The sequence below is a fragment of the Streptomyces sp. NPDC026394 genome (genome assembly GCF_055567735.1).
In genome coordinates, this window is record NZ_JBVHPX010000006.1 from 239,159 (window position 1) to 254,199 (window position 15,041).

Sequence of the window (15,041 nt, forward strand, 5' to 3'; positions counted from 1 at the left end):
GTCCTCGGTAGCTAGCGCTTGTCGTCGGTGAATCCGGCTTCCAGCTCGTCGATCTGCTGCTGGGCGAGATCGATCAGGCCGAAGTCGGAGGGGGTGTGACCGCCCGCCGTGGGATCGGTGGTGTGCGCGGCCAGGGCGGCCAGCAGGTCCAGCCAGGCCTGGCCGACGCGCTCGGCCGTCGCGTCCGCGGTGTGGGCGGTCCGGGCGAGCGTGAGGGTCAGTTCCGGCTCGTCCGGGGTGCCCCGGAGGACGGTGCTCGCCTCCAGGTCGTACGGGGCGGCCGGGCCCGGCCGGGTGGTGCCGCCGGCGGCCGCGGGTCCGGCCGGCTGCCAGGGCGTGTCCCCGGGCCCGGTGCGGGTCCGGTCCCGGTGGGTGAAGGAGAGGCGGGGTTCCGGCAGGGCGTCCGGGACCGCGCCGGGCCCGGGGTCGGCACGCAGGTGTTCCTTGACGGCCTTCAACAACGTACCGGCCGCCGGTCCGCCTGCCCAAGCCCCGTCCAAATCCGCGCCGGACAGGTCCAGCCGTACGGAGCGGGTGCGGGTGAACCGGCCGACCGTACGGGCCAGTTCCCCGTCGTCCGCGTCCGGCGCCGACCGCCTGCCGTCCGCCTCGACGGCCACCAGGACGGGTTCGCCGTCCCCCTGGCGGGCGATCGCGCCCACCAGGGCCGCGAGCAGCACCTCGTCGGTCCCGCAGTGGTAGAGGGGCAGGGTCCGGTGCAGCAAAGTGGCGGCGATGTCGCGCGGTACGGTCCACGACCGGTGCTGTACGGAGGCGGCGGCGTGCGGTTCCGGCGGCTGCCCGGTGGGCCCGCCGTCCTCGGTCCGCGGCGCGTCCAGGTCCGCGGCCCACCGCCGGAAGGACGTACCGACGGGTGCGAGTTCCGGTACGGCGTCGGCCGCCGCGGCGGCGCAGGCCGCCGCGAGGTCGGTGACCAGGACGCGCCAGGACGGCTCGTCCACGACGAGGTGGTGGGCCGCGAGGGCCAGCCGGCCGGTCCGTCCGGTTCCGGCGTCGAGCCAGACGGCGCGGAGCGCGGGGCCGGTGGCGGGGTCCAGTTGTTCCGCCGCCTCGCGCCCTGCCCGGTCCGCCACGGCGTCCAGGTCGTCGTCGGGGATGCGGGTGCCGTCGATACGGAGGACGGCCGAGTCGGCGTCCACCGTGCCGCGTTCACCGGCCACCAGCACCGGCCGCCCGTCACCGTCCGGCAGGACGCGGGCCCGCAGCATGTCGTGCGTGTCCAGTACGGCGGCGAGGCCGGCGGTCAGGGTGTGCGTCCGCAGGCCGGCCGGCGCGGTCACGACGATCCACTCGGCGAGGCCCCGGCCGAAGGCGACTGCGCCCAGTTCCCGCATGGCGGGGGTCGGTGCGATCTCTCCGGTGCCCACGTTTCCGGCCGCCCGCGCGCGGTCCGCCGCCCGGTCCGATTCCACGGCCTCGGCGAGGCGTTCGGGGGTCGGCTGCTCGAAGACCTGACGCGGTGTCAGGGTCAGTCCGGCGCGGCGGGCCCGGGAGGCCAGTTGCATCGACATGACGGAGTCGCCGCCCACGTGGAAGAAGTTGTCGTCGATGCCCACCCGTTCGAGCCCGAGAACCTCGGCGAACAATGTGCACAGGGTCTCTTCCACCGGGGTACGCGGGGCGCGTCCGGAGACCTGGCCGGCGAAGTCCGGCGCGGGCAGCGCCGCGCGGTCGGTCTTGCCGTTCGGGGTCAGCGGCAGCCGGTCCAGCGGCACCAGGGCCGCGGGGACCATGTACTCGGGCAGCCGCTCGGCGACGTGTTCGCGCAGGGCGGCCAGCAGCGCTCCGGTGTCGCGGCCCGCGGCGGGCGCGTTGGTCCACGCCGTCAGCGGGGCCGCCGGGTCCGCCGGGCCCGCGGCGGGGACGTAGGTGTCCACCGGCGCGCGGCCGTCGGCCAGTTCGGTGCGGACGAACGCGAGGCCCAGTGTCTCCGGTGTGCCGGTGGACCAGGTGGCGCCCACCCAGTAGCCCAGGCTCTCCCCCAGCTCGTGGAACGCCTCGACGTCGGGGGTTTCGACATCCGGGCGCCAGTGCCCCGTGGCGCCGCCGGAGGCCGGCTGTGCCGGGTCTCCGCCGTCCTGCACGGTACGGGCGAGCGCGGCCTCGTGCGCGACGCGGGTGTTGGGCACGCCGGTGACGCGCAGCCGGTCCGGGCGTTCGGCGTCCAGGTGGCGCCGCAGCGCGGTGAGGCCACCGTGCTGCCCGTCCCAGTCCCGCTCGGGCGCGCCGTCGAGGGAGAGCACGGCGGCTCCCCGCTTGTGCAGCGTCACGTCGTAGCGGTAGCGGGTCAGCTCGTTGTGGTGGTGTCCGCGCTTGAGCTGGATGTCCACTCCGGCGGCGTCCGGCAGCCGGTCCCGCAGCGCGGTGAAGAACTCCGGGTCGACCAGGAGTTCCTTCTCCAGGACGACGCTGCGCTCCACGGCCCGCCGCAGTGCGGCCGGGTCGCCGTCGTGCGCCGCGCGGCCCGCGTGCACGGCGGTGGCCAGGGCCCGCAGGAGACGGACGTTGCGCACGTCGCCGACGAACAGCGCGCCGCCCGGTGCCAGCAGCCGTAGGGCCAGTTCGACGACCTCCTGGAGGTATCCGGCGTTGGGGAAGTACTGCGCGACCGAGTTGAGCACGATCGTGTCGAAGTACCCGGCGGGCAGGCCCTCGGCCTCGTGCGCTGCCTGGGTGCGCAGCTCGACCCGTTCGGCCAGCTCCTTGTCGGCGTTCACGTGCCGCCGCAATTCCTCGATCGCGGAGGCGGAGAAGTCGGTGCCCCAGTACGTCTCGCAGTCGGGAGCGAGCTGGGACAGGAGCAGGCCGGTGCCGACGCCGAGCTCCAGCACCCGGCGGGGGCGCAGGGCGCGGATGCGTTCGACGGTGCGTGCCCGCCATTCGCGCATCTGCTCCAGCGGGATGGGCTGTCCGTCGTAACTGCTGTTCCAGCCGGCGAAGTTCTCGCCGAGGACATCGGACTCCGGGTTGGCGTGCAGCGTGTCGTACAGGTCCTGCCACTCGCCGACGTGTTCCTGTTCGAGCCGCTCGTCGCGGTCGCCGGTGGCCGTGTCCGCGACCACGTAGCCGACCAGGCGGCGTTCGCCGGGCCGGTCCTCGCGGGCCACCACGACGGCCTGGGCCACGGCCGGGTGGGTGGCCAGCGCGGCCTCGACCTCGCCCGGCTCGACGCGGTACCCGCGCACCTTGACCTGGGCATCGGCGCGGCCGACGAAGACCAGGTCGCCGTCCGGCGTCCAGCGCGCCACGTCACCGGTGCGGTACATCCGCTCGCCCGGCGCGAACGGGCAGGCCACGAAGCGTTCCCCGGTCAGGCCCGGCCGGTCGAGGTAGCCGCGGGCGAGGTTGACGCCGGTGACGTACAGCTCGCCGGCGACGTCCGGCGGGACCGGCTGGAGGAAGGCGTCCAGCACGTACGTACGGGAATTGATGATCGGCCGGCCGATCGGCACCACGTCGGCGTCCGGTGTCAGCGGGGCGCTCATCGCCGCGCACACCGTCGTCTCGGTCGGCCCGTACGCGTTGACCATGCGCCGTGTCCCGGCCCAGCGGGCGGGCAGGCCCGGCGGGCAGGCCTCGCCCGCCACGGTCAGCGTCTCCAGCGTCGCGGGCAGTTCCTCGGCCACCGCCAGCACGCTCGGCGGGACCGTGGCGTGGGTGATGTCCCAGCGGCGCAGCGCGGCGCCCAGCGCCACGTGGGGCGGCAGCCCTTCCGCGCCGGGGACGACCGAGGCCGCGCCGGACAGCAGGGCCATGCACAGTTCGGAGACCGCGGCGTCGAAGCTCAGCGACGCCATCTGCAGGACCCGGGACTCCGGTGTCACCGCGAACCGTTCGATCTGGGCGCGGGCCAGGTTCCCCACGCCCGCGTGCGGGACGACGACGCCCTTGGGCCGTCCGGTGGAGCCGGACGTGTAGGTGACGTACGCCGCGTGGGCCGGGCGCAGCGGCGCGGTCCGCTCGGCGTCGGCCAGGGGGCCGCCCGGCAGGGCCGCGGTCTCGGCCGCCACCGCCGGGTCGTCCAGGATGACGACGCGTCCGGCGTACCCGTCCGGTACGACGTGCCGGGTCCGCGTGGTGCACAGCACCACCGGCGGACCGGCGTCGGCGAGGACGTACGCCACGCGCTCCGCCGGGTGTGCCGGGTCCACCGGTACGAACGCGCCGCCCGCCGCCGCCACGGCCAGTACGGCGGTCACCATGGCCGCCGACCGCTGCACGGCGACCGCGACGCGCTGCTCCGGCCCGACGCCTAGCCCGGTCAGGTAGCGGGCCAGGCGACCGGTCTCCTGCGCCAGTTCGCCGTAGGTCAGCGTGCGGTCGTCCGAGACCAGGGCCGTCGCGTCCGGGGACGCGGCGGCTCGGCGGGCGAACAGGTCCGGCAGGGTGGCGGCCGGGGCCGACACCGCGGTGCGGTTCCACCGTGTCTCGACCAGCTCGCGTTCGTCCGCGCCCAGCAGCCGGACGCGGCCCACGGGCGTCGTAGGGTCGGCGACCACCTGTTCCAGGGCCCGGACCAGTGCGGCCTGCATCCGCTCGGCGCGGGCGCGCGGGAAGACGTCCGGGCGGTAGATGAAGTCGCCCTGGGCGCGCTCCCCGGGGGCCACGATCCAGGTGAGGGGGTAGTGGCCCCGGTCCTCGGGGATCCCGGCCGGGCGTACGGCGAGGGAGTCCGGGTCGGCGGGCGGCTCGGGCGGCTCGGGCGGCTGCGGATAGTTCTCGTAGACCACGAGCGTGTCGAAGGTCGCGCCGGGCCCGGCGAGGTGCTGGATCTCCGGCAGTCCGACGTGCTGGTGGGCCATGAGCGCGGTACGGCGGCGCTGGAGGTCGGTGAGCATGTCGACGACCGGCTGCGCGCCGTCCAGGTGCACGCGGACCGGCAGGGTGTTGATGAACAGGCCGATCATCGACTCGACGCCCGGCAGCTCCGGCGGGCGGCCGGCCACGGTGGTCCCGAAGACCACGTCGGTGCGGCCGGTCAGCCGGGCCAGCAGCAGGGCCCACATGCCCTGCAGCACGGTGTTCGTGGTCAGGCCGAGGCCGCGGGTCAGCTCCGTCAGCCGCCGGGTGAGGTCGTCGGTCAGCTCGAAGCGGATGCGTTCCGGCACGGCGGGCTCCCGGACCAGTTCGGCCGGGACCACGCTGGTCGGCTCGTCCACCCCGGCCAGTTCCGCCCGCCACGCGGCCCGGGCGGCCGCCTTGTCCTGGCGGTCCAGCCAGGACAGGTACTCGCGGTAGGAGGTGGCCGGCGGCAGCGTGCGGTCGTGGCCGCCCGCCGCGTACACCGCGGCCATCTCGTTGATGAGCACCGGCAGCGACCAGCCGTCCTTGACGATGTGGTGGCTGGTCAGCACCAGCATGTGCCGCCGCTCGCCGAGCCGGACCAGCAGCAGCCGCAGCAGCGGCGCGACCGTCAGGTCCAGCCGGTGCTCGCGGTCGCCGTCGGCCAGTTCCTGGAGCGCGGCCGGTACGGCATCGGCGGGCACGTCCGACAGGTCGGCCTCGCGCCACGGCAGCGGCACGTCCCGGGCGATGACCTGCGCGGTCTCGCCCGACGCGCGCGGATGGAAGCTGGCCCGCAGGGACGGGTGGCGTACCAGCAGCGTCTCCCATGTGGCGCGCAGCCGGGCGACGTCGAGCGGGCCGGTCAGCTCCATCATCCGCTGGCCCTCGTAGATGTCGGGGCCGTCCTCGTCGAACGCGGCGTGGAACAGCAGCCCTTCCTGGAGGGGCGACAGCGGCCAGATGTCGGCCAGGGACGGCACGGCGGTCTCCAGTTCCGCCACGGTGTCCTGGGTGAGCTCCAGGAGGGGGAAGTCGGAGGGGGTGTGCCCGCCCGCGCCGGGCCCGTCGGTGTGCGCGGCCAGGCCGCCGAGCGCCGTGAGCCAGTCCTGTCCGAGCCGCCGTACGGCGTCCTCGTCCAGCAGCCCGCCGGGCCAGCTGAGGGTCAGGGTCAGAGCGGGCCCGCCGGGGCCGTCCTGGACCACCGCGCCCGCTTCCAGGGCGTGCCGCGCGGGCATGGTCTCGTCCACCGAACCGCCGAGCGCCGCCTCGCCTGCCATCTGCCAGGGCGCGGTCGTCTCCGGCGCGGCCCCGGCGGTGAACCGGCCGAGGTAGTTGAACGCGATCTGCGGGGCCGGGAGGGCGGCCAGCACGGGGCCGGTCTCCGGGTTCAGGTGGCGCAGCAGCTCGTGACCGAGCCCGTCACCGGGCACGGCACGCGCCTGTTCCTTGACGGTCTTGAGCAGCGCTCCGGCCGCGGGCCCGCCCGTCAGGGCCTGGGCCAGGTCGAGGCCGGTCAGGCGCAGCCGCAGCGGGTGCGTGCTGGTGAACCAGCCGACCGTACGGGAGAGGTCGGCTCCCGCGACCGGCTCGCGCCCGTGTCCTTCGACGTCCACCAGGACTCCGGCGCCGGTGTCCTGGCCGCGCTCCTGCTGCCGCCGGGTCACGGCGGCGGCCAGCGTGGCCAGCAGCACGTCGTGGACGCCGCAGTGGAAGGCGGCCGGTGTCCGGGCCGCGAGGACGGCGGCCGCGGTGGCGGGCACGGTCCAGGTGAGGCGGCGGACGGTGGCCGCGGTGTCCCGCTCCGGGTCGAGTGCGCGCTCGCCCACCAGCGGGTCGGGGCCGTCCAGGAGGGCGGTCCAGTGCTCCAGTTCGGCGGTGCGTGCGGGGTCCGCCGCCTGTTCGGCGAGCAGGGCCGACCACTGTGCGAAGGTCGTGCCGACCGGGTCGAGGTCCGGCTCGCGGTCCGCCGCGACGGCTTCGCAGGCGGCTTGCAGGTCCGGGACGAGGATGCGCCAGGAGACGCCGTCGACGACCAGGTGGTGGACGGCGAGCACCAGCCGGCCGGTCCGCGCGGGACCGGCGTCCAGCCACACCGCCTGCACCAGGACGCCGTCGGCGGGCGCCAGGCGCCGTACCGCCTCCCGCGCGGCGCGGTCCGCCGCCCCGTCCAGGCCGTCGTCCGGCACGTGCGTGGCGTCGACGCGGCTGACCAGCGCGGCGGCGTCCACCGCGCCGCGCGGGGCGACGTGCAGCGCCGGTTCGGGGCCGCCGGTCACCTTGGCACGCAGCATGGCGTGGGTGTCCAGTACGGCGGCCAGCCCGGCGGCCAGCACCTCCTGGCCGAGCCCGGCGGGGGCGCCCACGACGGCCCACTGAGCGAACTCGCCGCGCGTCGCGGCCGGTACGCCGAGGGCCCGTACGACCGGGGTCCAGGCGACCTCGCCCGATCCGGCGTCGGCCGGTTCCGGCGCGGCCGCGGTGTCGTCCCCGGCCGTCTCGGCCACCTCGGCCAGCCGTTCCGGGGTCTTCTCCTCGAACACCTGCCAGGGCGTGACGACCACCCCGGCGCGCCGGGCCCGGGACACCAGTTGCAGCGACATGATCGAGTCGCCGCCCAGCTCGAAGAAGCTGTCCTCGACGCCGACCCGGTCCAGGCCCAGCACCTCGGCGAACAGCGCGCACAGGGTCTCCTCGGTGCCGGTGCGCGGCGCCCGCCGCGCGGCGCGCGCGGCGAAGTCGGGTGCGGGCAGCGCGGCCCGGTCGACCTTGCCGTTCGCGGTCACCGGGAGGGTGTCGAGGACCACCACGGCGGCCGGGACGAGGTAGTCGGGCAGCAGTCCGGCGACGTGCTCGCGGACCGCCTCGGCGGCCACGGCGGTCCCGTCCGGGACGACGTATCCGATCAGGCGCCGCTCGCCGGGCCGGTCCTCGCGGGCCACCACCACGGCCTGGGCGACCTCGGGGTGCCCGGCCAGCGCCGCTTCCACCTCGCCGGGCTCCACCCGGTAGCCGCGCACCTTGACCTGGGTGTCCGTCCGCCCGGCGAAGACCAGTTCGCCGTCGTACGTCCAGTGCGCCAGGTCGCCCGTGCGGTACATCCTCCCCCAGCCCTCGGCCGGGGGGACCCCCGTGCCGGGCGGGAACGGGCAGGCGACGAACCGTTCGGCGGTCGCGCCGGGACGGTCGAGGTAGCCGCGGGCCAGACCGGCGCCGGCCAGGTACAGCTCGCCGTCCACTCCCGGCGGTACGGGCCGCAGGAAGGCGTCGAGCACATACGCCCGGCGGCCGTCCAGCGGGCGCCCGATGGGCAGCACGTCGTCCGTCACCGGCTCACCCGGCCGCAGCGGCCGCCAGGTGGCGCACAGGGTGGTCTCGGTCGGCCCGTACATGTGCCGGACCACGACGCCGGGGCACGCTTCCCGTACGCGGGCGACGGACCCGGCCGGGACCACGTCGCCGCCGGTCAGCACCTCACGCAGGCCCGCGAAGCAGTCCGGGGACTCCTCGGCGACCACGCGGAACAGGCCCGCCGTGAGGTGGACCGCCGTCACGCCCGCCGCCACCGCCTCGCGGACGCGCCGGGCGTCGACCGTGCCGGGGGCGGCCACCACCACACGGCCGCCGGTGGCCAGCGGCGCCCAGATCTCGTACAGCGAGGCGTCGAAGACGTGCGGGGCGTGCAGCAGCACCGCGTCGTCGGGGCCGAGCGCCCAGCCGCGGTCCGCCGCCAGCCCCGCCACACTGCCGTGCGGCACGCCGACGCCCTTGGGCACACCGGTGGAGCCGGAGGTGTACATCACATACGCCAAGTCGTGTGCGGAGAGCGGCGGTTGCTGGGCACCGGCCGGGCACGCCGCCACGGCCGCCCGTACCTCCGGCGTGTCCAGCACGACCACCTGCCCGGCCACGTCGGCCGGCACCGCCGCCCGCGTGGCCCCGGTGCACAGTACGGCCGACGGGCCCGAGTCGGCCAGCATGAACGCGACCCGCTCCGCCGGGTATCCGGCGTCGACCGGCACGTACGCCGCACCGGCCTTCCAGATGCCCAGCAGCACCGCCACCAGGTGGGCCGAGCGCTCCATCAGCACCGCGACCCGGTCGCCACGGCCCACACCGAGGCCCCCCAGGTACGCGGCGAGACGGTCCGACTCGGTGTCCAACTCGCCATAGTGAACAGTTCGACCCCCGTCCGCCACGGCCACCGCCGAGCGGGCACGGGCCACCTGGCGGGCGAACAGCTCGGGCACCGAGGCGGCGGACGGCTCCACGGCGGCAGCCGGGTTCCACTCCGCCACGGCACGGTGGTGCTCCGGTGCGCCCAGGACGCCGATCCGGCCGACGGGCGCCTGCGGGTCCGCCACGACCTGTTCCAGTACGCGGACGACGCGCTCGCCCAGTTGCCGGGCCTCGCGCCGGTCGAACAGGTCCGGGCGGTACGTCACGTAGATCCGCAGCCGGTCGCCGGGGACGACGCCCACGGCCAGCGGGTAGTGGGTGCCCGCCACCAGGTTCGCCTGGGAGATCGTCACCTCGCCGCCCGCCCGCATGGAGGCGGACAGGGTGGCGGTGGTCCGCGGGTAGTTCTCGAACATCAGCATGGTGTCGAAGACCGCGCCGGGACCGGCCAGGCCCTGCACCTCCGGCAGGCCGAGGTGCTGGTGGGCCATGAGCGCGGACTGGCGCTCCTGGAGGCCGGTGAGCATCCGCAGGACCGGCTCGGCGCCGTCCAGCCGTACCCGTACCGGCTGGGTGTTGATGAACAGGCCGACCATCGACTCGACGTCGGGCAGCTCCGGCGGCCGGCCGGAGACGGTGCCGCCGAACACCACGTCGGTCCGCCCGGCCAGGCGCGCCAGCACCATCGCCCAGGCACCCTGCACCACGGTGTTGACGGTCAGGCCGTGCTGCCGGGCCAGCCGGGTCAGGGCCCGGGTGCCGTCCTCGGAGAGTTCGGCGGCGCCGGTCTCGGGCTCCGCCGGGGCCCGGCCCTGGCCGGAGCGGGCCACCAGGGTGGATTCCTCGGCTCCGGCCAGTTCCGCCTGCCAGGCGGCCCGCGCGGCGTCCTTGTCCTGCTCGTCCAGCCAGGCCAGGTAGTCGCGGTAGGAGGCGGTCCGCTTCAGGCCCGCGCCGTCGCCGCCCGCGGCGTAGGCCGCGCCCAGTTCGTCGAGGACGATCGGCATCGACCAGCCGTCCAGCAGGATGTGATGGCTGGTGACCACGAGGAAGTGCCGGTGCTCCGTCAGGCGTACGAGGAGCAGCCGCAGCAGCGGGGCCGCCGCGAGGTCGAAGCGGCGGGCCCGCTCGTTGGCGGCGAGCCGGTCCAGCGCGGCCTGCTGCTCGGGTTCCGGCAGCGCCGACACGTCCGCCTCGCCCCAGGGCAGTTCGACGTTCCCGGCGACGACCTGCACGGTGTCGCCGGACTCCCGCTGGTGGAAGCCGGCCCGCAGCGCGTCGTGCCGGGCGAGCAGTGTCTGCCAGGAGGCGCGCAGCCGGGCGGCGTCCAGGGGGCCGGTCAGTTCCAGCAGCCGCTGGGTCTCGTAGACGTCCGGGCCTTCCTCGTCGAAGGCGGCGTGGAACAGCAGCCCTTCCTGGAGGGGAGAGAGCGGCCAGATGTCCGTCAGGGACGGCACGGCGGCCTCCAGCGCCGCCACGGTCTCCTGGCTGATGTCCAGGAGCGGGAAGTCGCCCGGGGTGTGCCCGCCCGCGCCGGGGCTGTCGGTGTGGGCGGCCAGGCCGCCGAGGAGGTCCAGCCAGGCCTGGCCGAGTCCGTCCACGGCGGTCTCGTCGAGGAGGGCGGCGGGCCAGCTCAGCGCGAGGTCCAGGGCCGGCCCGTCCGGGGTGTCGCGGACGACGGCGCTCGCCTCCAGGGCGTGCTGGACGGGCAGGTCCGGCGCGGCCGTACCGCCGATCGCGGTGGTGCCGGCCGTCTGCCACGGGCCGACGGCGCCGCCGTCCGCGCCCGCGGCGAAGCGGCCGAGGTAGTTGAAGCCGATCTGCGGGGCCGGGAGGGCGGCCAGCACGGGGCCGGTCTCCGGGTTCAGGTGGCGCAGCAGCTCGTGACCGAGCCCGTCGCCGGGCACGGCACGCGCCTGTTCCTTGACGGTCTTGAGCAGCGCCCCGGCCGCGGGCCCGCCCGTCAGGGCCTGGGCCAGGTCGAGGCCGGAGAGGTCCAGGCGGACCGGGTGGACGCTGGTGAACCAGCCCACCGTACGGGTCAGGTCGGTGCCGTCGAGCGGTTCCCGGCCGTGCCCTTCGACGTCCACCAGGAGCGCGGTTCCGTTGCCGGGCCGCCGGTGGGCGACCGCTCCGGCCAGCGTGGCCAGCAGGACGTCGTGCGCTCCGCAGTGGAACGCCGCCGGGGCGCGGTTCAGCACGGCCGCGGCCGTCGCGCCGGTCAGCGTCCAGGAGCGGCGGCGCAGGGTGGCCGCGGTGTCGGTGTCCGGGTCGGGCGTACGGGTGCCGAGCTGGGGGGCCGGGGTGTCGAGCAGGGCGGTCCAGTCGGCGAGTTCGGCGGTACGGGCCGCGTCGGTCGCCTGGGCGGCGAGGAGTTCGGCCCACCGGCGGAAGGACGTGCCGACGGGGTCCAGTTCGGGCACCTCTCCCGCGGCCGCCGCTTCGCAGGCTGCTCGCAGGTCGGGGGCGAGGATGCGCCAGGACACGCCGTCCACGACCAGGTGGTGGGCGACCAGGGCCAGCCGCCCGGTCCGGTGCGGTCCGGCGTCCACCCACACCGCGCGGACCATCACGCCCGCGGCCGGATCCAGCCGGGCGGCGGCCTCGCGGGCCGCGTCCTCGGCGATGCCGTCCAGGGCGTCGTCCGGCGCTTCCGCGGCGTCGGTACGGGTGACCAGCGCGGCGGCGTCCACCGCGCCGCGGCCCGGCACGTGCAGCGCGGGCCGCTCGCCGGTCTCGGCCCGGGCCCGCAGCACGGCATGGGTGTCCAGTACGGCGGCGAGTCCGGCGGTCAGCGCGTCCAGTCCCAGCCCGGCCGGCGCGCCCATGACCATCCACTGGGCGAAGCCGGGACGGGCGGCCCGTTCCCCCAGCGCCCGCATCACGGGCGTCCACGGGATCTCGCCGTCGTCCGTGTCGGAGCCGGTGCGGGCCGCCGCGTCGGCGGGGGCCGCCACCGCCGCCAGCCGCCCGGGCGTCTTGAGGTCGAAGACCTGACGCGGCGTCAGGACCAGTCCGGCGCGGCGGGCCCGCGACACCAGTTGCATCGAGCCGATCGAGTCGCCGCCCAGCGCGAAGAAGCCGTCGTCGGCCCCCACCCGCTCCAGGCCGAGCACCTCGGCGAACAGGCCGCACAACAGCTCTTCGGCCGGGGTGCGCGGGGCCCGTCCGGACACCCGTCCGGCGAAGTCGGGGGCGGGCAGCGCCACCCGGTCCACCTTGCCGTTGACCGTCACCGGCAGCGACGGCAGCACCAGCACGGCCGCCGGGACCATGTAGTCCGGCAGCACCTTGGCGACGTGCTCGCGGATCTCGTCCGCGTCCGTCTCCTGTCCGTCGGGCACCACGTAGCCCACCAGGCGCCGCTCGCCGGGGCCGTCCGTACGGGCCACGACCACGGCCTGGCCGACGGCCGGGTGCGCGGCCAGCGCCGCTTCCACCTCGCCCAGCTCGACGCGGAACCCGCGCACCTTGACCTGCGCGTCCGCCCGCCCGACGAAGACCAGCTCGCCCTCGGCCGTCCAGCGCACCAGGTCGCCGGTGCGGTACATCCGCCCGCCGGCGCCGAACGGGCACGCCACGAAGCGTTCGGCGCTGAGCCCCGCGCGCTGCCAGTAGCCCTGGGCCAGGCCGGTGCCCGCGACGTACAGCTCGCCCACGACGTCCGGCGGTACGGGCTGGAGGAACGCGTCCAGGACGTACACCTGCCGGTTGTCCAGCGGGCGGCCCACCGGCAGTTCCGCACCCGCGTCGGCGCCGGGCGGCAGGACGTGCCAGGTGGCGCACAGCGTGACCTCGGTGGGCCCGTACAGATGCCGTACGGTCACCTCGGGGCACGCCGCGCGCACCCGCGCGACCGACGCCGCCGGGACCACGTCGCCGCCGGTCAGCACCTCGCGCAGCCCGGCGAAGCACTCCGGGGCGTCCTCCGCGACCACCCGGAACAGCCCGGCCGTGACGTGCACCGCCGTCACGCCGTCCGCGACGGCCTCGCGGATCCGCTGCGCGTCCACCGCGCCCGGCCGCGCCACCTCGACGCGGCCACCGGCGACCAGCGGCGCCCAGATCTCGAACAGCGACACGTCGAAGGCGTGCGGGGCGTGCGTCAGCACCGCGTCGTCCGGGCCGAGCGCCCAGCCGCGGCTGCCGGTCAGCGCCGCCACGCTGCCGTGCGGCACGGACACACCCTTCGGTACGCCGGTCGAGCCGGAGGTGTACATCACGTACGCCGTGTCGTCGGCCGTGAGCGGCGGTCCGGGGGCCGGGCCGTCGTACTCGGCGACCTCCGGCGCGTCCAGCACCGCCAGGCGGCCGTCCGTGTCGACCGGGACCGCCGAGCGCGTCGCCTCCGTGCACAGCACCGCCGCGGGCCGCGCGTCGGCCAGCATGAACGCGATCCGTTCCGCCGGGTACCCCGCGTCCACCGGCACGTACGCCGCTCCGGCCTTCCACACCGCGAGCAGCGCCACCACCAGGTCGGCGGACCGTTCCAGCACCACCGCGACCCGGTCGCCGCGCCGCACGCCCGCACCGTCCAAGTACGCGGCCAGCCGGCCCGCCTCGGCGTCCAGCCCGCCGTACGTCAGCGTCCGCCGCTCGTCCCGGACCGCCACGGCGTCCGGCGCCGCCGCCACGCGCCGGGCGAACAGCTCCGGCACCGACGGGCCCGGCGCCTCCGCCGCCGTCGCGTTCCAGCCGTCCACCACGAGCTGCCGCTCGTCCGTCCCCAGGACACCGATCCGGCCCACCGGTGCGGACGGGTCCGCCACCATCTGCTCCAGCACCCGCACCAGCCGGGCGAACACGGCCTCGGCGGTACGGAGGTCGAACAGGTCAGGGCGGAAGTCGAGCTTGCAGAGCATCCGCTCGCCCGGCACGACGACCAGCGTGAAGGGGTAGTGGGAGGTCTCCCGCCCTTCGAGGAAGCGCAGGGTGAAGGCGTCCGGACCGGTCGCCCCGGCGGGCGCCGCCGGATAGTTCTCGAACACCACCAGGGTGTCGAAGACCGCCCCGGGCCCGGCCAGTTTCTGGATCTCCCCCAGGCCCAGGTGCTGGTGGGACATGAGCGCGGTCTGCCGCTCCTGGATGCCCGCGAGGAGCCGGTGCAGCGGCTGACCGCCGTCCAGCCGGACGCGGACCGGCAGCGTGTTGATGAACAGGCCCACCATCGACTCGACACCGGGCAGGGCGTCGGGGCGGCCGGCCACCGTGGCGCCGAACACCACGTCGTCGCGCCCGGCGAGCCGCGCCAGGAGCAGCGCCCAGGCGCCCTGCACCACGGTGTTCACCGTCAGCCCGTGGGCGCGGGCCAGCCCCACCAGGCCGCGCGTCAGGTCCTCGGGGATCTCGCTGATCAGGCTCTCGGGGACCACCGGCAGCCGGGCCGGGTCGGCCGGTGCCACCAGGGTCGGCTCGTCGTTGCCGGCCAGTTCGGCCCGCCACGCCTGCCGGGCGGCGTCCTTGTCCTGGCGGTTCAGCCAGGCCAGGTAGTCGCGGTAGCGGGCCGCCCTGGGCAGGCCGCGCGCGTCACCGTCCGCCGCGTACACCGTGGTCAGTTCGTTGAGCAGCACCGGCATCGACCAGCCGTCCATCAGGACGTGGTGGGAGGTGATGACCAGTCGGTGCCGGTCGGTGCCCAGGCGGATCAGCAGCAGGCGCAGCAGGGGCGGCACCGCCGGGTCGAACCGCTCGGCCCGTTCCCCCGCGGCCAGCCGTTCGGCCTCGGCGTCGGCCGCCTCCTCGTCCAGGCCCGACACGTCGGCCTCCCGCCACGGCAGCGTCACCTCGCGCGCGACGACCTGCACCGGGTCGCCCGACCTGCGCCGCCGGAAGCCCGCCCGCAGCACCGGGTGCCGGGCGACCAGCGCCTCCCACGAGGCGCGCAGCCGGTCCGCGTCCAGCGGGCCGTCCAGGGCCAGCGTCCGCTGGCCCTGGTAGACGTCCGGGCCCTCCTCGTCGAAGGCGGCGTGGAACAGCAGCCCTTCCTGCAACGGCGAGAGCGGCCACACGTCCTCGACAAGAGATCGGGTCATCGCTTACTCCTCAAAACGACGTGCGTTCAT

The 15,041-nt window shown here is 75.9% G+C and carries 1 protein-coding gene; it reads right to left on the reverse strand.

Going from position 1 to position 15,041, the window contains the following annotated elements; all coding sequences use genetic code 11:
• Positions 1–11: 11 nt before the first annotated feature.
• Positions 12–15,011 carry a non-ribosomal peptide synthetase gene (locus tag ACZ4QV_RS17210; protein WP_467763073.1) on the reverse strand — a complete coding sequence of 5,000 codons (15,000 nt, stop codon included), beginning with the start codon at positions 15,009–15,011 and terminating at the stop codon, positions 12–14.
• Positions 15,012–15,041: the final 30 nt, after the last annotated feature.

Coding starts and splice junctions, on each gene's coding strand:
- ACZ4QV_RS17210 (WP_467763073.1), bottom strand. CDS start 15,011: ATGACCCGATCTCTTGTCGAGGACGTGTGGCCGCTCTCGCCGTTGCAG.